Origin of the sequence: Actinotalea sp. Marseille-Q4924, from assembly GCF_916618755.1 — a bacterium.
In the GTDB taxonomy this organism is placed as follows: Bacteria; Actinomycetota; Actinomycetes; order Actinomycetales; family Cellulomonadaceae; genus Actinotalea.
On the sequence record NZ_CAKAKB010000001.1, the window covers coordinates 542,924 to 562,880 of the forward strand.

The following is a 19,957-nucleotide window of genomic DNA, read 5'->3' on the forward strand; positions in this document are numbered from 1 at the left end:
GCGTCAGAGCTTGCGGAGGCGGACCCGCTCGACCGAGTGGTCGCCGCCCTTGCGCAGGACCAGGGTGGCCCGGCCGCGGGTCGGCAGGATGTTCTGCTCGAGGTTCGGGGCGTTGATCGAGTCCCAGATGCTCGTCGCCCGCACGACCGCCTCCTCGTCGCTCAGCGAGGCGTACCGGTGGAAGTACGACGCCGGGTCCGCGAAGGCCGTGCGCCGCAGGGACAGGAACCGGTCGACGTACCACTGGCGGACGTCGCCGGTGCGGGCGTCGACGTAGATGGAGAAGTCGAAGAAGTCGCTGACCGCCAGGTTCGACCCGCCCACCGCGGGCCGCGCGGGCTGCAGGACGTTGAGGCCCTCGACGATGAGCACGTCCGGCCGCCGCACGACGACCTCCCGGTCGCGCACGATGTCGTAGGTGAGGTGGGAGTAGACCGGCGCGCGCACCTCCGCCCGGCCGGCCTTCACCGCGGTGAGGAAGCGCAGGAGCGAGCGCCGGTCGTAGGACTCCGGGAAGCCCTTGCGGTCCATGAGGCCCCGACGCTCCAGCTCGGCGTTCGGCAGGAGGAAGCCGTCGGTGGTGACGAGCTCGACCCGGGGCGTCGCCGGCCAGCGCGCCATGAGCTCGCGCAGCAGGCGCGCGGTCGTGGACTTCCCGACCGCCACGGAGCCGGCGACGCCGATGACGTACGGGGTCCGGGCGGCGCGCTCCCCGAGGAACGTCGACGACGCGGCGTGCAGCCCGGCCGTCGCCTCGACGTAGAGCGCCAGGAGACGGGACAGCGGCCGGTAGACCGCGTCCACCTCCGCCAGGTCGATGGGGTCGCCCAGGCCCCGGAGGCGCGCGACGTCGGCGTCGGTCAGCGGGAGCGGCGTCGCGGCGGAGAGCCGGCTCCACGTCGCCCGGTCCAGGTCGACGTACGGGCTGGCGGGGCTCGTGGGTGGCCCGTGCACCGCCGCACGGGCCACGTCTGCTGCCGGCATGGGAGCAGTCTGCCGGATCCGGCCCACCACGGCCGCCCCACTAGACTCGCGGCCATGTGCGGAATCGTCGGGTACGTCGGGGACCAGCGTGCGAACGGTCGTCCCCTCGAGGTCGTCATGGGCGGGCTGGCCCGCCTGGAGTACCGGGGCTACGACTCGGCGGGGGTCGCCCTCGTCACGCCGGGAGCCCCGCAGCTGACCTTCGCCAAGAAGGCCGGCAAGCTCGCCAACCTCACCGCGGAGCTGGACGCGCGGCCGCTGCCGGGGGCGACCGCGGCGATCGGTCACACCCGGTGGGCGACGCACGGTGCCCCCAACGACGTCAACGCGCACCCGCACCTGTCCGAGGACGGCACGCTCGCCGTCATCCACAACGGCATCGTCGAGAACTTCGCCCTTCTGCGCGCCGAGCTGGCCGCATCCGGGGTGACGTTCCGCTCCGAGACGGACACCGAGGTCGTCGCCCACCTCGTCGCCGCCGAATACCGGGAGACCGGTGATCTCACCCAGGCCGTGCGCACGGTGGCCAACCGGCTGCACGGCACCTTCACCGTGCTGGCCGTGCACGCGGACCGCCCGGACACGGTCGTCGGGGCGCGGCACGACTCGCCGCTCGTCGTCGGGCTCGGCGAGGGGGAGAACTTCCTCGGCTCGGACGTGGCGGCCTTCATCGCGTACACCAAGGAGGCGATGGAGCTCGGGCAGGACCAGGTGGTCACGATCACCCCCGACTCCGTGGACGTCGTCGGCTTCGACGGCGAGCACGTCGAGCCCAAGCGCTTCACGGTCGACTGGGACGCCTCGGCCGCCGAGAAGGGCGGCTTCAGGTCCTTCATGGACAAGGAGATCCACGACCAGCCGCACGCGGTCGCTGACACGCTGCTGGGACGCACGGACCTCCAGGGTCGGCTCGTCCTCGACGAGCTCCACGTCGACGAGGCGATCCTGCGCCAGGTCGACAAGATCATCGTGGTGGCGTGCGGCACGGCGGCCTACGCCGGGCAGGTCGCCAAGTACGCGATCGAGCACTGGTGCCGGATCCCCGTCGAGGTCGAGCTCGCGCACGAGTTCCGCTACCGGGACCCGGTGGTGAACTCCCGGACGCTCGTCGTGGCGGTCTCCCAGTCCGGCGAGACGATGGACACGCTCATGGCGGTGCGTCACGCGCGCGAGCAGGGCGCCAAGGTCGTCGCGATCGTCAACACGCACGGCTCGACGATCCCGCGGGAGTCCGACGCGGTCCTCTACACCCACGCCGGGCCGGAGGTCGCGGTCGCCTCGACGAAGGCCTTCCTCGCCCAGATCACCGCGGCGTACCTCCTGGGGCTGTACCTCGCCCAGCTGCGCGGGACGAAGTTCCCCGACGAGATCGCCGAGGTCCTGGCCGACCTGCGGGCGATGCCGGACAAGATCCAGCAGGTCCTCGACGGCGCCGAGCACGTCCGCGAGATCGCGCGGAGCATGGCCGAGGAGAGGTCCGTGCTGTTCCTCGGCCGGCACGTCGGCTACCCGGTGGCGATGGAGGGCGCGCTGAAGCTCAAGGAGCTCGCGTACATCCACGCCGAGGGCTTCGCGGCCGGCGAGCTCAAGCACGGCCCGATCGCCCTCATCGAGCCCGGGCAGCCGGTGTTCGTCATCGTCCCGTCGCCGCGCGGCCGCGACCAGCTGCACAGCAAGGTCGTCTCCAACATCCAGGAGATCCGCGCCCGCGGTGCGCACACGCTGGTCATCGCCGAGGAGGGCGACGACGCCGTCCTGCCGTACGCGGACGAGGTGTTCCGCATCCCGCAGACGCCGACGCTCCTCGCGCCGCTCGTCGCCGTCGTGCCGCTGCAGATCTTCGCGTGCGAGCTCGCCACCGCGAAGGGCCTGGACGTCGACCAGCCCCGCAACCTGGCCAAGTCCGTCACGGTCGAGTGACCCTCCGGCCGTCGCGGGGGCGGACGACGACGGCGGTCTCCCCGCACGCGGCGCCGGTGGTGGCGCCGTGATCGTGGGCGTGGGGATCGACGTCGTGGACGTCGCACGCTTCCTCGCGACGCTGGAGCGCAGCCCCGGCCTGGTCGAGCGGCTGTTCACGCCGGAGGAGCGCGACGTGCCGCCGACCTCGCTCGCGGCGCGGTTCGCGGCGAAGGAGGCCATCGCGAAGGCGCTCGGCGCGCCCGGGGGCATGTCGTGGCAGGACGCGACGGTCCACCGGATCGCCGGCGGCCCGCCGGAGGTGGAGCTCCGCGGCACCGTCCTGGCCCGCGCCGCCGAGCTCGGGGTCGAGCGGTGGCACCTGTCGATCTCGCACGACGCGGGTATCGCGTCGGCGATCGCCATCGCGGAGCGCGACTGACCCGAGGACGCCGTCGGCCGCCGGGCAGAGCGAGGGCCCGACGCCGCCGCGGCGCCGGGCCCTCGGACCCGCGGTCAGCCGAGCAGCGCCGGCACGACCTCGCGCTCGAACAGCTCGATGCCGGACCGGTCGTACGCCGCCTCGACGAAGTACGTGATCGCGTACGTCATGCCGAGGCCCTGCAGCTCGGTGAGCCGCTCGACGATCTGCTCCGGCGTGCCGACGAGCGGGCCGGTGCGGAAGCTCTCGAGCGTCGACTCCGCCTTGCTCGGGGTGGCCTTGCGGTAGTGCTCCCCGATCCAGGCGAGCCGCTCGTCGACCTCGGCCTGGTCGCGCCCGATGACGACGTTGTAGTTGGCGGAGCGGACGATGTGGTCGAAGTCGCGGCCGAGGTCCTCGCAGTGGCCGCGCAGCACCTCCGACTTGTGGGCGAAGCCCTCGGGCGACCCGTCGAAGTTCGTGTACTGCGCGTACTGCGCCGCGGTGCGCAGCGTCTTCTTCTCGCCGCCGCCGGCGATCCAGAACGGGATGCCGCCCGGCTGCAGCGGCTGGGGGCGGACCTGCGCGCCGTCGACCTGGTAGTAGCGGCCGTCGAGCGTCGCCTCGCCCTTCTCCCACGCCTGCTTCATGATCTCGACCCCCTCGTGCAGGGCGCCGAGCCGGTCACCCGCGCTCGGGAAGCCGTACCCGTAGGCGAGCCACTCGTGCTCGTACCAGCCGGCGCCGATGCCCATCTCGACCCGCCCGCCGCTGATGAGGTCGACGGTGGCGGCGACCTTCGCGAGGTAGGCCGGGTTCCGGTAGGCCATGCACGTGCACATCTGGCCGAGGCGCACCCGCGAGGTGCTCACGGCGTAGGCGGCCATGAGGGTCCACGCCTCGTGGGTGGCCTGGTCGGTCGGCTCGGGGACGGTGTGGAAGTGGTCGTAGACCCAGATCGACTCCCAGGCGTCACCGGAGTCGGCGTGCCGGGCGAGGGCGTCCATGGTCGACCACTGCTGCGAGGGGTCGATGCCGACGAGGTCCATCCGCCAGCCCTGTGGGATGAAGAGTCCGAAGCGCATGGGGGACAACCTAGACCGCGGCCGCCCCGCACGCCTGCGCCGGCCGGGGCAGGATGGGACCGTGATCGAGGCCTTCACCGCCGCGGACGTCCGCGCCGCCGAGCAGCCGCTGCTCGCCGGCGAGCGCGGGTACGCGGGCGGGCTCATGCACCACGCCGCGACGGCGCTGGCGCTCCACGTCCGTCGTCTCCTGCGGGAGCGCGTCGGTGGGCGTGGCCGGGTGGCCGGCGCGACCGTCGTCGGGCTCGTGGGCGCGGGCAACAACGGCGGGGACACCCTGCACGCGCTCGCGCTGCTGGCGCGGCACGGCGTCCGCACGGTGGCGGTCCTCGTCGACACCCGCGTCCACGAGGGCGGGCTGACCGCGCACCGGGCCGCCGGTGGGCAGGTGCTCCGCCTGCCCGAGGCCGTGCCCGACGCGGCGGGGCCCGCTGTGGACGTCGGGGCCTCGGCGTGGCTGGGAGACGTGCTCGCGGAGGCGGCCGCGGCCGACGTCGTGCTCGACGGGTTGCTGGGCATCGGTGCCCGGGGAGGTCTGCGGGGCACGGGTGCCGAGGTGGTCCAGCTCCTCGCGGAGGTCCTGGGCCAGCTCGAGGGGGTGGCGGGCGGCGCCCCGCGCTCCGGCCGGACCGTCCCCGTCCGGCCGACCGTCGTCGCCGTGGACGTCCCCTCGGGCATCGACGTGGGCACGGGCGCGGTGCCCGGTCCTGTGCTGCCCGCCGACCTCACGGTGACCTTCGGCGCGACGAAGCCCGGCCTGCTCCTGCCCCCCGCGGCGCACCTGGCGGGCCGCGTCGAGGTCGTCGACCTGGGCCTGGGGCCGGTGTTGGAACAGCGCTCCGCCGCCCCGGCCGTGGTCCGCCTGGACGCCGCCGACGTCGCGCGGCTCTGGCCGGTCCCCGGGTACTCCGGGCACAAGTACAGCCGCGGCGTCGTCGGCGTGGTGGCCGGGACCGCGACGTACCCGGGGGCGGCCGTGCTCACCGTCGCGGGGGCCCAGGGCGCCGGGTGCGGGATGGTCCGGTACGTCGGCCCGGACCGCGTGCGTGATGCCGTCGTCGCGGCCCACCCGGAGGTCGTCACAGGAGGGGACGCGGACGTCCGGGTGCAGGCGTGGGTGCTCGGCCCGGGCCTGGACCCGGCGGAGGAGGAGCAGGCGCGCCGGGCCCGCGCCGCCCTCGCGGCGGCGGTCCCCGAGCACCTGCCCGTCGTGCTCGACGCCGGAGCGCTGGGTCTGCTCCCGGACCGGTTGCCGCCGCGCGTCGTGCTCACCCCGCACGCCGGCGAGCTCGCCCGGCTGCTCGGGTCGCGGCGGGTCGACGTGGACCGGGAGGACGTCGAGGCCGAGCCGCTGCGCTGGGCGCGCGAGGCTCACGACCGCACGGGTGCGACCGTCCTGCTCAAGGGGGCGGTCACCGTCGTCGTGGGGCCGCACGGGGCGTTCGCGCAGGCGGATGCGCCCGCATGGCTGGCCACCGCGGGCGCCGGTGACGTCCTCGCCGGCGTGCTGGGAGCGCTGCTCGCCGGCCGCGGGGACCTGGCCGCCCCCGACGACGTCGCGCGGCTCGCCGCGGCGGCCGCGTGCGTGCACGGCCTCGCCGCGCACCGCGCGAACCCCGGGGGGCCGGTGACCGCCGGCGACGTCGCCCGGGCGCTGCCCGGCACGGTGGCGGACCTGCTCCGGTGACCGGGACGGGGCCGGGCGACCGTGGTCGTCCCGATGTGACCCGGCCGCCTGCGGTGACGCCGTCCGTGGTGGCCGCGGTGGGAGACTGGCGCGCGTGAGCAGCCACCCGAGCAGCTACCCGGGCCGCGCCGTCGTCGACCTGGCCGCCATCCGCTCCAACGTCGCCGCCCTGCGCGAGCACGCGGGCGACGCGGCGGTCATGGCGGTCGTCAAGGCGGACGGCTACGGGCACGGCCTCCTGCCCAGCGCCCGTGCCGCGCTCGCGGGCGGTGCCACCTGGCTCGGTGTGGCGCAGGTGGACGAGGCGCTCGCCCTGCGCGAGTCCGGCGTCACCGTGCCGGTGCTGGCATGGCTGTACGCGCCGGGGGCGCCGCTCGAGCGCGCCGTGGCCGCGGGCGTGGACCTGTCCGTCGCGGCGCGGTGGGCCCTCGACGACGTCGTCGCGGCGGCCCGGTCGGCGGGAGTCACCGCGCGCGTGCACGTCAAGGTGGACACGGGGCTGGGCCGCAACGGCGTGGGGCCGGACGAGCTGGCGGACCTCCTCGACGCCGCGCTGCGCGCCCAGGCCGAGGGTGCGGTCGCCGTCGTCGGGCTGTGGTCGCACCTGGCCTTCGCGGACGCACCCGACCACCCGACGGTGCGCGGTCAGGCCGAGGTGTTCGCGGGGGCGATCGCGCTCGCCGAGCGCGCCGGTGCGCGCCTCGAGGTCCGGCACCTGGCGAACTCCGCCGCGACCCTCACCGACGCGAGCGTCCACTACGACCTCGTTCGGCCCGGGCTCGCCGTCTACGGCCTCTCACCGGTCCCGCAGGTGGGCGGCCCCGCGTCGTTCGGGCTGACGCCCGCCATGCGCCTCGAGGCGGACCTCGCGCTGGTCAAGCGCGTGCCTGCGGGGCAGGGCGTCTCGTACGCGCACGCCTACACGACGACGGGCGAGACGGTGCTGGGTCTCGTGCCGATCGGGTACGCCGACGGCGTCCCGCGGCACGCCTCAGGAACGCAGGACCGCTGGGGTGGTCCGGTGCAGGTCGGCCGCCGGCGGCTCGGGGTCGCGGGACGGGTGTGCATGGACCAGGTCGTCCTCGACCTCGGGCCGGACGCGACGGAGCGGGCGGGGGACACGGTCGTGCTCTTCGGCTCCGGTGCCGACGGCGAGCCCACCGCCGAGGACTGGGCGCAGGCCGCGGGGACGATCTCCTACGAGATCATCACGCGCGTGGGGGCACGCGTGCCGCGCGTCGTCGTCGGCGACGCGGCGGTGGATGCCGAGGCCGGGGTGGACGAGGACCTCGCGTGACCGGTCGCGGGCTGGAGGCCGCCGCCGGTGCCCAGGGGGCAGGGCAGGCGGGTGACGGCGCGGTCGTGCACGTGCCCGGCGACGCCGACGCGATGCGCGCCTACGGCCGCCGGGTCGCCGACCTCCTGCGGGCCGGGGACCTCGTCGTGCTCACCGGTCCGTTGGGCGCGGGGAAGACCACGTTCACGCAGGGCCTCGGGGAGGGCCTGGGCGTGCGCGGCCAGGTGGCCTCGCCGACGTTCATCATCGCCCGCGTCCACCCGCCGCTCGGCGCCGGGCCCGCGCTGGTCCACGTGGACGCGTACCGGCTCGGGTCGCTGGACGAGCTCGACGCCCTGGACCTCGACGAGAGCCTCGAGGACTCCGTCACGGTCGTGGAGTGGGGTGAGGGGCTCGCAGAGGTGCTGTCGGAGGACCGCCTCGAGGTGACGATCACGCGGCCCGTCGGCGGGACGTCGGACGCGGACCTCGAGCAGGCCGACGTCGGCGAGCGGCACGTCGCCGTGCGGGGCGTCGGGCCCCGCTGGGCCGGGGTCGTGCTCCCCGCCTGACCGGCCGTCGTCCGGCAGGCCGCCGGTGCGCCGCGGCGCCGTCGCGGGCGGTGCGAGGATGTCGCCGTGCTGCTCGCCCTCGACACCTCCGCGGACATCACCGTCGCTCTGGTGACCCCCGACGGGACCGCCGCGCTCGCCGCGCGCCGCGTCGAGGAGCCGCGCCGGCACGCCGAGCTGCTGTCACCGCTGGTCACCGAGGTGCTGCGGGAGGCCGGTGCGGACCGGCGTGACCTGACGGCCGTCGTCGTCGGGACGGGCCCGGCGCCCTTCACCGGGCTGCGGGCGGGGCTCGTGACGGCACGGACCTTCGCGTTCGCCCTCGGGCTTCCGGTGCACGGGGTGTGCAGCCTGGACGCGCTCGCGGCCCAGGCGTACCGGGATCGCGCCGCCGATCCCGCGCAGGAGGTCGTCGTCCTCACCGACGCGCGGCGCCGCGAGGTCTACCACGCACGCTACGCCGCCCGGGCGGAGGCCCCCGGCGCGCTGGCGCTGCTGGACGGTCCCGGCGTCGCGCGCCCCGCCGAGCTGGCGGCGGCGGGTGCGCTCTCGGACGCCGTCGTCGTCGGCCCGGGGGTCGTGCTCCACGCCGACGACGTCGTGCCGGCCGGCCGCGCCGAGCACGGCCCGCTGCACGTCGACGCGGTGGTGCTCGCCGCGCTGGCCCTGGCCCGCGCTGACGCAGGGGTCCCGCAGCCGGCCGAGCCGCTGTACCTGCGGCGGCCGGACGTCATGCCGGCCGCGTCGCGCAAGCGGGCCGGCCGGTGAGCGAGCGGACGGGCGAGGCGCGGACGGTCCCGGCCCTCCGGCCCCTGACCGAGGAGGACCTGCCGCGCCTCGTCGAGCTCGAGGAGCGGCTGTTCGCCCCGTCGGCGTGGTCCGCCGGGATGCTCACGGAGGAGCTGCGCGCGCCGGGGCGGTGGTACGTCGGGATCGACGCCGACGCGTCGCCCGGTCCGGTGGGCGGCACCTCGTCCGACGGCGCAGCACGCGGCCGGTCCTCGCGGCTCGTCGCGTACGCGGGCCTGTGGTTCGACGGGGACGTCGGGCAGGTCATGACCCTGGGCGTCGACCCGGCCGCCCAGCGGCGCGGCCTCGGCACGATCCTGCTGCACGCGCTCGTCGGACGGGCGCGGGAGCTGGGCGCCGAAGCGGTGCTCCTCGAGGTGCGCGTCGACAACGCGCCCGCGATCGCGCTCTACCGCGGGCACGGCTTCGAGGTGCTCGGACGCCGGCGTCGGTACTACCAGCCCGAGGGTGTCGACGCCTTCACCATGCGGCTGCCCCTGCGCTGAGGGCCGACGGCCCGGGCACCGCGGCACCGACGGTCACCGACCGGGACGGACAAGGCCGGGCGCGCATGCCTCAGGGCAGGACGCGCCACACCCGCGACGCGAGCGCGAAGGCGACGCCGGCGACGGCCGCGAAGAGCAGACCCCCCTGCCATGAGAGCGTCGACTCGACGGCGAAGGTGCGGTCGTCCGCCGTGAACACCACCTCGCCGCCGAGCGGGTAGGTGGTGAGCGTCCCGCCACCGAGCGCCTCGAGGGTGTGGAGGGTCCCGGTCGTGTACGCCATGCCGAGGTACAGCAGGGCGCCACAGGCGAGCGCGGCGGCCACGGCTCCTGAGGTCCAGCGCGGGAGCGGGCGGTCGAGCTGGGCGACGTACCGCTCGGCGAGGGCGCGCGGGTGCCCGAGCTCGTCGACAGCGGTGCGCATGCCGACGTCGCCCGCGGCCGCGAGCGTGTCCTGGCGCACCTGCCGCAGCGCCGCTCGCCGCTCCCGGCGGGGGTAGTCCTGCAGGGCCCAGGACAGGCGCTGGAGGTACCACCCCAGCCGGAGGCGGTCGGTGCGCGTGAGCGTGCTGCGGTCGACGTCGTTCATCGGTCCCCCTCGTCGGTGGTGTGCTCTGTCGTGCCGGCCTGCGCGGCCGTGCTCGTCCCCGTCGCGGCGACGACGGCGGCGAGCGCCGCCCAGGCCGCCTCGGCGCCCGCGAGGTGCGCGGCGCCGTCGTCGGTCGGGCGGTAGTACTTGCGGGCAGGGCCCGACGGCGACGCGACGAGCCGCGACGCCAGCAGGCCGTCCCGCTCCAGCCGACCGAGCACGGGGTAGACCGTGCCGGTGGTGATCTGCTCCAGCCCGGCCGCCCGGAGCCGGGTGACGAGCTCGTAGCCGTAGGACTCCGCCTCGACGAGGAGCCGCAGCACGAGCATGGGCAGCACGCCCTTGAGCAGCTGCGGGTCGTGAAGGTCCGGCACGAGGAGAGACTACGCCCGCTATCTGGTGATGCCAAGTAGCGGGTATGAACAGAACCGGCTCCACTCCTACGCTGGAGCCATGCGTCAGCCCGCCCTCGTCCTCGGCATCGAGACCTCGTGCGACGAGACGGGCGTCGCTCTGGTCCGGGCGACCGCCGACGCGAGCGAGCTGCTCGTGGACGCCGTCGCGAGCTCCGTCGACGAGCACGCGCGGTTCGGCGGGATCATCCCCGAGATCGCGTCGCGGGCCCACCTCGAGTCGTTCGTGCCGACGCTGCAGCGCGCGCTCGCGGAGGCCGACGTGACGCTCGCAGAGGTCGACGCGATCGCGGTGACCGCGGGGCCCGGGCTCGTCGGGCCGCTCACGGTCGGGGCGGCCGCGGCGAAGGCGCTGGCCGTCGCTCTCGACAAGCCCCTGTACGGCGTCAACCACGTCATCGGCCACGCGGTGGTCGACGAGCTCGTGCACGGGTTGTTCCCCGAGCGCTGCATGGCGCTCGTCGTCTCCGGAGGGCACACGTCCCTGCTGCTCGTCGAGGACGCGGTCACGGGCGTGAGCGAGCTGGGGCACACGCTGGACGACGCCGCGGGCGAGGCGTTCGACAAGGTCGGCCGGTTGCTCGGCCTGCCGTACCCGGGCGGGCCGCACATCGACCGCCTGGCGCGCGAGGGCGATCCCACCGCGATCCGGTTCCCGCGGGGCCTCACGGCCGCGAAGGACCAGGCGAAGCACGCGGCCGACTTCTCGTTCTCGGGGCTCAAGACGGCGGTCGCACGCTGGGTCGAGTCGCGCCAGGACGCGGGGGAGGAGCTCCCGCTGGCCGACGTCGCCGCGTCCTTCGCCGCGTCGGTGGCGGACGTGCTCACCGCCAAAACGATCGCGGCCTGCCGCCAGCACGGCGTGACCACGCTCGTCGTCGGCGGCGGCTTCTCCGCGAACTCGCAGCTGCGCGACCTCCTGGCGCAGCGGTGCGCCGAGGCCGGGATCGAGCTGCGCATCCCGCCGATCCGCTACTGCACGGACAACGGCGCGATGATCGCTGCGCTCGGGGCGGCGGTCGTGCGGCGGGGTCTGCCGGCCTCGCCGCTGGACCTGGCTGTCGACTCGTCGATGCCGCTCACGCAGGTGCTCGTCTGAGGCGACGGCGGCTCGCGGGCGCTGCGGTCAGCCGCAGGTGTCCGGAGGCTCGGTCGTCGACATCATGAGCGGGACCGGATCGAGCGGCAGGGCGACGGTCCGGGTGATCCCGAGGGCGGTCGCCTCGAGGACGGCGGTCGTCGGGCCCATCGGGAGGTCCACGGGCAGGCACGGGTCGTGGAGCGTGAACCGCACACCTACGGTCTCGCCCGGCTCGACGCTCAGGCGGGTGACGCCCGCCCGCAGCGCCGCGTCGTCGAGGGGGGTCCGCGCGGACACCGTGCCGGGCACGAGGTCGACGGGCCACGGGTCGTAGCCGTTGTCGGTCGGCGGGGTGACGAGGGTGACGGCAACGGGTCCGTCGTTGCGCCAGAAGCTCATCGCGACCGCCGTGCCCGACCCGGCGTCGACGGCGATCACCGAGTCGGTGCCGGCCGGGATCCCGTAGAGGGACCGCTCGTCGAGCTCGACCTCGTCCGTCCGGACGAAGCCTCCCGACAGCGCGTACCCCTGCGCGCTCAGCTCGACCCGTTCGCGAGCTCCCAGCCAGGCCGCCACGCCGGTCACGGCGACGACGAGGGCGAGCGCGACGACGGCGAGTGCGCGCCGCGAGGTCAGCATCCTGGCCGGTCCGTCGTCGGACGGTGCAGGCCTCCGAGGTCCACGGTCCGGCGAGCAGGGTCGAGCCCTGCGGTCAGGACGAGGACGGCGGCGCGTGAGTCCGGCGGCCCGACACCCGCCCTGTCCCCCATCGCCCGATCATGGCAGTGGCGGCAGCGGGTGACCAGAACCGGGTGAGGAACCTGGAGGACGGTCGCATGGCGCTCCCGGTTCCTGCGTCAGAACCAGATGGGTGGACCTGGCGAATCCGGTCCTCCGAGGCTGGTCTTCTCTTTCCCGCAGCGTTGGCAGCGGTCGTACCAGGCGTAGCGACCGCCGGTCTCAGCGGCGTGCTCGCGGTGCCAGCGATGAAAGCCGAACACGCACCTGACGCTGCGGTTCACCATGATGCGGCCTCCTCTCGGCGCACCACGCTCGCTCCGCCTTCCGTCGCGGTGTCGGCACTTCCGATCGTCCTCCCGGCTCCCGGGGGCGTCAACGCCGCCCGTGTCGGCTGCCTCCAGGACCTCGACGGACAGCAACCGAAGAGGCTCTTTCCCACGCGGTCCGCGCATGCCGCACCGTCCGGCAGGCCCCGCGGTGAACGGAAGGGCCCCTGTAGCGTCGAGGACGTGTCGGTCCTGCGACCTCTTGCTCGCGACGACCTGGAGATCCTCTTGGAGGTCCAGCGCGAAGGTGGCGTCGTCGGGCTCGGCCACATCTTCCGCCAGGATTAGCACCCCTTCCCGACCTCGCAGGTCCGTGCCCGCTGGCTGGCCGAGATCGACGACCCCGGTACGGACTGCTTCGCCATCGTCCTCGACGGCGAGCTCGCGGGCTTTGCTGCGACTCGCGGGAATGAGCTCCTCCACTTCGGAACTGCGGTGAGCACCTGGGGCAGTGGTCTGGCGGGCATCGCTCACGATGACGTGCTCCAGCACCTGCGCATGCAGGGCCACCACTCGGCCTGGCTGCGCGTGTTCGACGAGAACAGGCGCGCCATCCGCTTCTACGAGCGCCGCGGTTGGCGCGTGACGGACTCCACCTCGCTGACGAGCTTCCCGCCGTACCCGGTGCTGCGGCGCTACGAGAGAGATCTGGCCGACGTCGCCGCGTGACCGTGACCGTCGACGCCCGCCCGGTCCCGCCGCGACGCGGTCGTCTGCGGATGTCCTGAGACGTCTACGACGACGGCGACGCCCTGATGTGGTGCTGCAGAACGGCACAATGACCCGGGTGATCCTCCGGAGCGTCGAGCCGGCCGCCGAGCCGGGGTTGGCGCGCGCGCTGCTGGCGGTCCAGCGCCAGGCGTACGCGAAGGAAGCAGACCTCATCCAGGACGATCGCATCCCGCCGCTGCACGAGGACCTGGATGCGCTGCGGTCCGCTCCGCTGCTCTGGGTCGCCGCCTTCGACGACGAGGAGCTGCTCGGGGCAGTGGCGTGGACCGAGGAAGGCTCCGTCGTCGATGTCGACCGTCTCGTCGTCGCGGGCACCGTGCACCGCCGCGGCGTCGGAACGCGGCTCGTGACGGACGTGCTGCGTCGCGCCGACTGGCGCACCACGACGGTCTCCACCGGGCGTGCGAACGTGCCGGCCCGCAGGCTCTACGAAAGGCTCGGGTTCGGGCTGGTCGGTGACCGTGAGGTGCTGCCGGGCCTGTGGGTGACCGACTACGCCTACGTCCCCGCACTCCACGGTCGGCACCACGGCCCCTGACCTGACCGTGCGGAGCCGAGTTCGTGCCACCGCTGCGCATCGTCGTCGGCCGGCGGAGCTCAGACCGACCCGCGACGATCCGAGGCCAGGTCCTGCACGACCCAGATGCGCAGGCCGTCAGGGTCGTCCAGACCGAACGAGCGGTGACCCCACGGCGTGTCCTCGATGCCGCGAGCGATCGTCGCACCGGCATCGACGAGCGCGTCGTGGACCGCCCGGACGTCGGCGACGACGAAGGTGAGGACGACGTCTGCGGGCGAGGCCCCGGTCACCGCCCGGCCAGGCATGTCCAGCACCTCGACGTGCGCGCCGTGCACGCTGCCGGCGGGGGCGAACACCGCCCCGCGACCGTCGGGCCGGTCCCAGCTCTCGACGGTGCTCATGCCGAGCACGTCACCGTAGAAGCGACTCATCGCGTCGAGTCGTCCCGTGTGGCGGACCACCGTCAACGCCCGCAGCTCCACCGCCCGACCCCCTCCCGGGACGTCGTCCCGTCGTCGCGCCTCACCCCGTGGCTCGGGTGCGCTCGTGACGGAGCATCACGACGCCGTTGCCGAACGTCTTGGTCTCGATCAGGCGCAGCGACGTCAGCGCGGGCTCCTGTCCGGAGAACGGCCGGCCACGCCCCACCAGGACCGGGTGGACGTAGAGGCCGTACTCGTCCACGAGGACCCGCCGACGTCAGCGTGCGCGAGCAGACGATCTTCGGCACGTCCCGCCAGATGCCGGCGAGCTCGGCCATCACCCCGGCGTTCGCGGGGTCCGGGTCCGCCGTCGGCCAGAACGCCTCCATGAGCTCGTACGTCCGGCGGCCCTGGAGGAACGCGCTGCGCGTCCTCAGCTCGTCGTTCCTGTGCTGGTGCGGCTCGTCGTCGACGCGGCCCCGGCTGATGTCCGAGTCCGGGCCCTCGAAGTACCCGTCGAGCGAGACGGAGACGTGGGCGACGATCCTGCGCATGCGGTCCTCGCTGACTGGTGCCGGTGGTGCCCCGCCCAGTCTGCTGGTGGCGCGCTCCTGCGGCCAGGGATCCGGCGATTCCGGCCGGCCACCACTGCTCGTGCCGTCACCATGGTGCCCGTGACGACGTCCGACCCGACCCGTCCGCCGCCGCGCGAGGTCACCCTCGTCCTGTGCCGGGCCGACGGCGAGGTGCTCGGTGCGTTGCCGCCGTTCTCGGTCCGTGTGCCGTGGTGGAACGAGGTGGCCTCGGTGGTCGAGGGAGCGCGCGCCGCCCACGGCGTCGACGTCACCGTGCTCCGGGTGCTCGAGGGGGCGTCGCCGGACGCCCTCGGTGGGCCGGTGACGTACCTGGCCGAGGTGGCCGGCCCCGTCGGGGCGCTCTCACCGTGGACGTCGCCGCTCGAGGCGCATGTCCTCCGGCTGCCGTACGCCCGGCCCGGCGGTCCCGCCGGGGACCTCGCGTGGGCCGACGCCGCCCTCGCCGCCGGGGGCCGCGCGCGGACAGGGCCGGCTCGCCAGGTCCGGACGTGGAACCTGTCGAGCCTGTGGCGACTTCCCACGGCCGACGGCGCGGCGTGGCTCAAGGTCGTGCCGCCCTTCTTCGCCCACGAGGGTGCTGTCCTCTCGCGGCTGGATCCCGCAGTGGTGCCGCCCCTGCTCGCCAGGGAGGGCCCCCGCATCCTGCTCGACGAGGTGCCCGGCGAGGACCACTACGGGGCGACGGGATCGCTGCTGCTCCGGATGGTGTCGCTGCTGGTGGGCGTGCAGACGGGATGGGTGGACCGACTGGACGAGCTCCGGGGACTGGGCGCACCGGACTGGCGACCCGGGGCGCTCGCGAGCAGGGCCGGGGAGGCGGTCGTCCGCGTCGGGCCGCACCTGAGCCGGGCGACCCGGCTGGTGTGCGAGCGGCTCGTCGACGAGCTGCCCGACCGGTTCCGGGCGATCGAGGAGTGCGGTGTGCCGGACAGCCTCGTCCACGGCGACTTCCACCCGGGGAACCTCCGCGGGGACGACTCACGGCTGGTGCTCCTCGACTGGGGGGACTGCGGCGTCGGTCACCCCTTGCTGGACCGGGCCGCGTTCTTCGAGCGGATCCCCGCCGGAGAGCGGCCCGCGGTGGTCGACCACTGGGACGCCCTCTGGCGCGCCGCCGCACCCGGCTGCGACCCGTCGCGCGCCGCCCGGCTCCTCGCGCCCGTCTCGGCGCTGCGCCAGGCGGTGATCTACGACGGGTTCCTCGAGGCCATCGAGCCGAGCGAGCGGGTCTACCACTCCCAGGACCCGCGTCGCTGGCTCACGACCGCCGCCGACCTCGCCGGCGGCGAAGGCTAGGGGGCCGCCGGCCGGACGGCCGCGACCCGTCGAGGCACGCTCACCAGGGCGAGCACGACGGCCACCACGCGAGCCGACATCAGCCGCCCGGCGGCCGTGAGCGGTCGTTCATCCCACACCTCCGGAGCCGGTCGGCTACCAGGCGCCTGCGCCTGCATGCCCGGGACGACAGCGATGCCGGCGACGGGCGCGTGTCGGCCGGCGGTGGAAGCATCTGCCCGATGACCGCACCGACGCCGTACATCCACCTCCCGGGCACCGCGCGCGCCGCGCTCACGTCCTACGCGGAGATCTTCGGCTGCGAGGTCGAGCTCCACACGTTCGAGGAGTTCGGCCGGACGGACGGCCCGGCCGGTGCGATCGCCCACGGGCACCTCGCGGGTGGGCCGGTGGAGCTGTTCGCGGCCGACGCGGCCGGCGACGACGCGCCGATCCGGTGCGAGGGGATGATGCTCGCGCTGCTCGGTGCGGCGGAGCCGGCCGTCCTGCGGACGTGGTTCGCCCGGCTCGCCGACGGCGGTCGTGTCGTCGACGACCTGCAGTCGAAGCCCTGGGGCGCGACGGACGGGCAGGTCGTCGACCGGTACGGCCTGCACTGGCTCATCGGGTTCGAGGGCGAGGGCTAACCGACCACGAGGTGCTGACTGCCGTCGATCCGCTCGCGCGCCATGTCGAGGTGACCGGCGTGGGTCGCCGTCTCCACGAGGAGGCGCAGCACGCAGGCGCGCGCGTCCTCGAACGGCCGGAACGGGAAGACCTCCTGAGGCGGCCACCACCGCGGTGGCGCGTCGAGGTTGACGTCGGCGAGCAGCGCGTCGACGTGACGCGTCCACCGCCGGTACCCCTCCACCGCCTCCGCGCCGGTCGTCACCGGGACGGCCCAGCCGTCCTGGAGGAGCCCGATGCACTCCTCGTCGGCACCGACGATCGCCCCGGCCCAGAAGATCTCGTCGTCGTACGTCAGGTGGTGGAGCATCTGCGCCATCGACCAGCCCGACGGCGCCACGGGCACCGTCAGGTCGGGCTCGCCCAGCCCGTCGACGGCCGCCAGCACGTGGCGGCGCTCGGCGCCGAGGAGCTCGAGGAGCCGGGTGCGCTCGCGGCTCACCGGCGCCCCGCGGACCGTGCGGCGCGGGCCGCCGTCACAGCGGACGCCCCGCCCGCATCTCCTTGACGAGGGAGCTGACGACGGCGTCGAGCTCGCCCCCGTTGCGGCGGGCCACCGCCCGTTGGCGCTGGTAGGAGGCGCCCTTGTGGAGGATCGTGCGGACGCCGTCCAGCTCGGCCTGGCACCCCAGCCGCTCCGCCGTCGGCTCGAGGTCGACGAGCATCCGCTCGACGGCGTCTCCGACGAGCTCCTCGTCGCCCTGGGCGCTGGTGATGATGATCGCGTCCATGCCGTAGCGGGCGGAGCGCCACTTGTTCTCCTGCGCGAACCAGGGCTGCAGCCGCGGCGTCTCCTTGCCCTCGTCGAGCATCGTGGAGAAGTGCTCCACCAGGCACTGGATCATCGCCGCGAACGCGCTGACCTCGGTGAGGTTCGACGCTCCGTCGCAGATGCGCATCTCGAGCGTCCCGAACCGCGGCGACGGACGCAGGTCCCACCGGATCTCGTCGAACTGGTCGATGACGCCGGTGTGCATCATGTCCGCGGTGTACGCCTCCAGCTGCGACCAGTCGTCGAACTGGAACGGCAGCCCCGCCGTCGGCAGCTGCTGGAACATCAGGGCACGGTTCGACGCGTAGCCCGTGTCCTTGCCGCCCCAGAACGGTGACGACGCCGAGAGGGACTGCAGGTGCGGGAAGTAGGTGAGCATCGCCCGGAGGATGGGGAGCACCTTGGCGCGGTCCTCGATGCCGACGTGGACGTGCACCCCGTAGATGAGCATCTGCCGGCCCCACCACTGCGTCCGGTCGATGAGGGTCGCGTACCGCTGCTTGTCGGTGACCTTCTGGTTGCTCCAGCGTGCGAAGGGGTGGGTCCCGGCGCACATGAGCTCCACGCGGAGCGGGTCCGTCACCTCGCGGATCTCGGCGATGCTGCGCTCCAGGTCCGCCGCCGCCTCCCCGACCGTCCGGCACACGCCCGTGACGATCTCGACCGTGTTGAGCAGCAGCTCCTGCTTGATGGTCGGGTGCTCCTCGCCGTCCTTCGGCGCGACGGCGTCGAGCACCGTCTGCGCGACCTGACGAAGGTCACCGCTGTCGGCGTCGACGAGCGCGAGCTCCCACTCGACCCCCAGGGTCGAGCGCTCGGACCGGGCGAAGGGGATCTGCATCAGGCACGCTCCACGAGCAGCACGGTCTGGGCGCCGGCGACGCGCGTGAGGACGACGGTCGCCTCGTTGTCGCCGCGAAGGTCCAGCTGCTTGCGCAGCTGCTCGGGGACCACGGCGGTCCCGCGCTTCTTGATGGTGAGCCGCCCCACCCCGCGCTCGCGGAGTGCCGTCCGCAGCCGCTTCACGCCGAACGGCATCGTGTCCACGACGCGGTAGGACTGCGCGACGGCGCTGCTCGCGCGGGTGTCCGAGGTCACGTACGCAATGGTGGGGTCCACGAGTCGCCCGTGCACCTCCTCCGCGACGAGCGCGACCAGCCCGGCGCGGATGACGGCGCCGTCCGGCTCGTGCAGGTACGCGCCGACCGGACCGACATCGGGCTGCGGGACGCCGTCCGGCGGGGTCCGGACCGCCGTGGCGTCCTGGCCGCGCAGGACGAGGGCGCCGCGCCCGGGACCCTCCGGTGCGAGCGGGCCGAACCACAGCCCTGCCTCGACGACGTCGCCGTCCACGCTGACCCACTGCGCCTCGGCGTCGTCCGGCACGAGGTCGTGCGGGATGGCGGGGCCGACCTTGACCCCGAGGGCGGGCACGCGCTCGCGGACGGCGAGGACCCGGTCCAGGGGCGGCGCGTAGGCGGCCGGGTCGTGCCGCCGCCGACCGCCGGTCGTGCGCCGGGCAGGGTCGGCGAAGACACCGTCCACGCCCTCGGCCTCGAGGTCCAGCGCCAGGCCGTCGCCGTGCCGGACCTCGGCGTCGGGGAAGTGGCGCAGGTTCACGGTCGCGAGGGCGGCCGTGAGCTCGTCGACGTCCGTGGCGAGGACCGGCACGCCCAGAGCCGCCATCGCCATCGCGTCCCCACCGAGGCCGCACGTGAGGTCCGCGACCTTGGTGCAGCCGGCCAGGGCGTAGCGCTGCGCGTGGCGGGCGGCGACGGTGAGGCGCGTCGCCTGCTCGAGGCCCTCGGGCGTGAAGAGCATGCCGTCGGCGAAGTCGTCGAACTTGTCCCGCGCCCGGGCGCGCAGCCGGGACTGGGTGAGTGCGGCGGCGACGAGAGCCGCGTCGACGCCCTGCTTGCGGAGCTGGTCCGACAGCACCATGGCCAGCCGCTCGTCGTAGGGCGGCAGCGCGCCCAGCAGGGCCCACCCGTCGGGGCTGAGCAGGCGCGAGAGGGCGTCCGGGTCCACGGGCCGATCCTTGCACGCACGACGTCAGGGCTGGCACTCGTGTTGACCGAGTGCTAACCGCGGCCTAGATTCTGATCTGGCACTCGACCCCGTCGAGTGCCGACGCAGACTGCATGCCCCCCGCCGGCACCCGCGACGACGGCGAGGTGCGCGCAGGCTGCCGCGATCATCCGTCCGTTCCCACGAATGCGAAGGGGAGGTCCGCTGTGTCGGTCTCCATCAAGCCGCTCGAGGACCGCGTCGTCGTCAAGACGCTCGAGGCAGAGCAGACGACGGCCTCGGGCCTCGTCATCCCCGACACCGCGAAGGAGAAGCCCCAGGAGGGCGAGGTCCTCGCGGTCGGCCCCGGTCGGGTCGACGACAACGGCCAGCGCATCCCGCTGGACGTCCAGGTCGGTGACAAGGTCATCTACAGCAAGTACGGCGGCACCGAGGTGAAGTACGCGGGCGAGGAGTACCTCATCCTCTCCGCGCGCGACATCCTCGCGGTCGTCGAGCGCTGACAGCTCGACGGCGCGCGCGAGGGCCTCGGCGCCTCGCGTCGCCGCCGGGGGAG

23 protein-coding genes and 1 pseudogene are annotated in these 19,957 nt (G+C 74.3%); 13 read left to right on the plus strand and 11 right to left on the minus strand.

Annotated features, from left to right (window positions below; translation table 11 throughout):
• Positions 1–3: 3 nt before the first annotated feature.
• Positions 4–984 (minus strand): type I pantothenate kinase, encoded by a 981-nt coding sequence (gene coaA / locus LG379_RS02615; RefSeq protein WP_225753020.1) that lies wholly within the window; start codon positions 982–984, stop codon positions 4–6.
• A 54-nt stretch (positions 985–1,038) separates the two neighbouring features.
• On the opposite strand from coaA, the gene glmS reads away from it, so the two are divergent.
• Complete coding sequence (glmS, locus tag LG379_RS02620; RefSeq protein WP_225753021.1) at positions 1,039–2,904, plus strand: glutamine--fructose-6-phosphate transaminase (isomerizing); 1,866 nt, start codon at positions 1,039–1,041, stop codon at positions 2,902–2,904.
• A gap of 67 nt (positions 2,905–2,971) precedes the next feature.
• A complete protein-coding gene (locus tag LG379_RS02625) occupies positions 2,972–3,325 on the plus strand; it encodes a holo-ACP synthase (protein ID WP_225753022.1) in 354 nt (117 codons plus the stop codon).
• Positions 3,326–3,399: 74 nt separating this feature from the next.
• On the opposite strand, the gene LG379_RS02630 is transcribed toward LG379_RS02625, so the two are convergent.
• Positions 3,400–4,389 carry an LLM class F420-dependent oxidoreductase gene (locus LG379_RS02630; protein WP_225753023.1) on the minus strand — a complete coding sequence of 330 codons (990 nt, stop codon included), beginning with the start codon at positions 4,387–4,389 and terminating at the stop codon, positions 3,400–3,402.
• A 61-nt stretch (positions 4,390–4,450) separates the two neighbouring features.
• On the opposite strand from LG379_RS02630, the gene LG379_RS02635 reads away from it, so the two are divergent.
• The 5 genes from LG379_RS02635 to LG379_RS02655 all read left to right on the plus strand — a co-directional run bounded on the left by LG379_RS02635 (position 4,451) and on the right by LG379_RS02655 (position 9,219).
• Entirely contained in the window at positions 4,451–6,076 is a 1,626-nt protein-coding gene (locus LG379_RS02635; protein WP_225753024.1) for a bifunctional ADP-dependent NAD(P)H-hydrate dehydratase/NAD(P)H-hydrate epimerase, read from the plus strand.
• A gap of 94 nt (positions 6,077–6,170) precedes the next feature.
• Positions 6,171–7,373, plus strand: a complete 1,203-nt coding sequence (gene alr, locus LG379_RS02640; protein WP_225753025.1) for an alanine racemase — start codon at positions 6,171–6,173, stop codon at positions 7,371–7,373.
• Between the two features lie 92 nt (positions 7,374–7,465).
• Positions 7,466–7,924: a tRNA (adenosine(37)-N6)-threonylcarbamoyltransferase complex ATPase subunit type 1 TsaE gene (tsaE, locus tag LG379_RS02645; RefSeq protein ID WP_225753342.1), complete on the plus strand. Its 459-nt coding sequence runs from the start codon at positions 7,466–7,468 to the stop codon at positions 7,922–7,924.
• 66 nt (positions 7,925–7,990) lie between these two features.
• Positions 7,991–8,692, plus strand: coding sequence for a tRNA (adenosine(37)-N6)-threonylcarbamoyltransferase complex dimerization subunit type 1 TsaB (tsaB, locus tag LG379_RS02650; RefSeq protein ID WP_225753026.1), 702 nt, complete (start codon positions 7,991–7,993; stop codon positions 8,690–8,692).
• Entirely contained in the window at positions 8,689–9,219 is a 531-nt protein-coding gene (locus LG379_RS02655) for a GNAT family N-acetyltransferase (protein ID WP_225753027.1), read from the plus strand. The genes tsaB and LG379_RS02655 overlap by 4 nt, the downstream gene beginning before the upstream one ends.
• Positions 9,220–9,289: 70 nt before the next feature.
• On the opposite strand, the gene LG379_RS02660 is transcribed toward LG379_RS02655, so the two are convergent.
• Positions 9,290–9,808, minus strand: coding sequence for a hypothetical protein (locus LG379_RS02660; protein ID WP_225753028.1), 519 nt, complete (start codon positions 9,806–9,808; stop codon positions 9,290–9,292).
• On the minus strand, positions 9,805–10,182 hold the full coding sequence (locus tag LG379_RS02665) for a PadR family transcriptional regulator (RefSeq protein WP_225753029.1): 378 nt from the start codon (positions 10,180–10,182) through the stop codon (positions 9,805–9,807). Before LG379_RS02665 ends, LG379_RS02660 begins: the two co-directional genes overlap by 4 nt.
• 79 nt (positions 10,183–10,261) lie before the next feature.
• Here LG379_RS02665 and tsaD point away from each other — a divergent pair, with 79 nt between their 5' ends.
• Positions 10,262–11,320, plus strand: a complete 1,059-nt coding sequence (gene tsaD / locus LG379_RS02670) for a tRNA (adenosine(37)-N6)-threonylcarbamoyltransferase complex transferase subunit TsaD (protein ID WP_225753030.1) — start codon at positions 10,262–10,264, stop codon at positions 11,318–11,320.
• Positions 11,321–11,347: 27 nt separating this feature from the next.
• Here the strand turns inward: tsaD and LG379_RS02675 are convergent, their stop codons facing one another.
• On the minus strand, positions 11,348–11,941 hold the full coding sequence (locus LG379_RS02675) for a hypothetical protein (protein ID WP_225753031.1): 594 nt from the start codon (positions 11,939–11,941) through the stop codon (positions 11,348–11,350).
• A gap of 791 nt (positions 11,942–12,732) precedes the next feature.
• Here LG379_RS02675 and LG379_RS02680 point away from each other — a divergent pair.
• A complete protein-coding gene (locus LG379_RS02680) occupies positions 12,733–13,038 on the plus strand; it encodes an N-acetyltransferase (RefSeq protein WP_255632883.1) in 306 nt (101 codons plus the stop codon).
• 118 nt (positions 13,039–13,156) lie between these two features.
• Complete coding sequence (locus LG379_RS02685; RefSeq protein ID WP_225753032.1) at positions 13,157–13,639, plus strand: GNAT family N-acetyltransferase; 483 nt, start codon at positions 13,157–13,159, stop codon at positions 13,637–13,639.
• 59 nt (positions 13,640–13,698) lie between these two features.
• Here LG379_RS02685 and LG379_RS02690 read toward each other — a convergent pair whose 3' ends face one another.
• The 3 genes and pseudogenes from LG379_RS02690 to LG379_RS02700 all read right to left on the minus strand — a co-directional run.
• Positions 13,699–14,103 (minus strand): VOC family protein, encoded by a 405-nt coding sequence (locus LG379_RS02690; RefSeq protein ID WP_370634413.1) that lies wholly within the window; start codon positions 14,101–14,103, stop codon positions 13,699–13,701.
• 40 nt (positions 14,104–14,143) lie between these two features.
• Complete coding sequence (locus tag LG379_RS02695) at positions 14,144–14,305, minus strand: dihydrofolate reductase family protein (RefSeq protein WP_225753033.1); 162 nt, start codon at positions 14,303–14,305, stop codon at positions 14,144–14,146.
• Positions 14,306–14,378: 73 nt separating this feature from the next.
• Positions 14,379–14,597, minus strand: a pseudogene (locus LG379_RS02700) (dihydrofolate reductase family protein); the annotation flags it as partial.
• A gap of 120 nt (positions 14,598–14,717) precedes the next feature.
• Here LG379_RS02700 and LG379_RS02705 point away from each other — a divergent pair.
• Together LG379_RS02705 and LG379_RS02710 are read left to right on the plus strand one after the other, a co-directional pair.
• Positions 14,718–15,935: a phosphotransferase gene (locus tag LG379_RS02705; RefSeq protein ID WP_225753034.1), complete on the plus strand. Its 1,218-nt coding sequence runs from the start codon at positions 14,718–14,720 to the stop codon at positions 15,933–15,935.
• Positions 15,936–16,156: 221 nt separating this feature from the next.
• Entirely contained in the window at positions 16,157–16,561 is a 405-nt protein-coding gene (locus tag LG379_RS02710) for a VOC family protein (RefSeq protein WP_225753035.1), read from the plus strand.
• Here LG379_RS02710 and LG379_RS02715 read toward each other — a convergent pair.
• From LG379_RS02715 to LG379_RS02725, 3 genes are read right to left on the minus strand one after another with little or no spacing between them, the layout of a single operon-like run.
• The gene (locus LG379_RS02715) at positions 16,558–17,043 is read right to left on the minus strand and encodes a DUF664 domain-containing protein (protein WP_225753036.1); all 486 of its coding nucleotides are present in this window, start codon (positions 17,041–17,043) and stop codon (positions 16,558–16,560) included. The genes LG379_RS02710 and LG379_RS02715 overlap by 4 nt on opposite strands.
• 34 nt (positions 17,044–17,077) lie before the next feature.
• Positions 17,078–18,214 (minus strand): glutamate--cysteine ligase, encoded by a 1,137-nt coding sequence (locus LG379_RS02720; protein ID WP_225753037.1) that lies wholly within the window; start codon positions 18,212–18,214, stop codon positions 17,078–17,080.
• Positions 18,214–19,401 carry a class I SAM-dependent methyltransferase gene (locus tag LG379_RS02725; protein ID WP_225753038.1) on the minus strand — a complete coding sequence of 396 codons (1,188 nt, stop codon included), beginning with the start codon at positions 19,399–19,401 and terminating at the stop codon, positions 18,214–18,216. The genes LG379_RS02720 and LG379_RS02725 overlap by 1 nt, the downstream gene beginning before the upstream one ends.
• Before the next feature lie 206 nt (positions 19,402–19,607).
• Here LG379_RS02725 and groES point away from each other — a divergent pair, with 206 nt between their 5' ends.
• Positions 19,608–19,904, plus strand: a complete 297-nt coding sequence (groES, locus tag LG379_RS02730; protein WP_034222576.1) for a co-chaperone GroES — start codon at positions 19,608–19,610, stop codon at positions 19,902–19,904.
• Positions 19,905–19,957: the final 53 nt, after the last annotated feature.

Bases quoted from the DNA above. Each gene is read 5' to 3' on its own strand.
- coaA (WP_225753020.1), bottom strand. From the start codon at position 984: ATGCCGGCAGCAGACGTGGCCCGTGCGGCGGTGCACGGGCCACCCACG.
- glmS (WP_225753021.1), top strand. From the start codon at position 1,039: ATGTGCGGAATCGTCGGGTACGTCGGGGACCAGCGTGCGAACGGTCGT.
- LG379_RS02630 (WP_225753023.1), bottom strand. From the start codon at position 4,389: ATGCGCTTCGGACTCTTCATCCCACAGGGCTGGCGGATGGACCTCGTC.
- tsaE (WP_225753342.1), top strand. From the start codon at position 7,466: ATGCGCGCCTACGGCCGCCGGGTCGCCGACCTCCTGCGGGCCGGGGAC.
- LG379_RS02660 (WP_225753028.1), bottom strand. From the start codon at position 9,808: ATGAACGACGTCGACCGCAGCACGCTCACGCGCACCGACCGCCTCCGG.
- tsaD (WP_225753030.1), top strand. From the start codon at position 10,262: ATGCGTCAGCCCGCCCTCGTCCTCGGCATCGAGACCTCGTGCGACGAG.
- LG379_RS02675 (WP_225753031.1), bottom strand. From the start codon at position 11,941: ATGCTGACCTCGCGGCGCGCACTCGCCGTCGTCGCGCTCGCCCTCGTC.
- LG379_RS02710 (WP_225753035.1), top strand. From the start codon at position 16,157: ATGACCGCACCGACGCCGTACATCCACCTCCCGGGCACCGCGCGCGCC.
- LG379_RS02720 (WP_225753037.1), bottom strand. From the start codon at position 18,214: ATGCAGATCCCCTTCGCCCGGTCCGAGCGCTCGACCCTGGGGGTCGAG.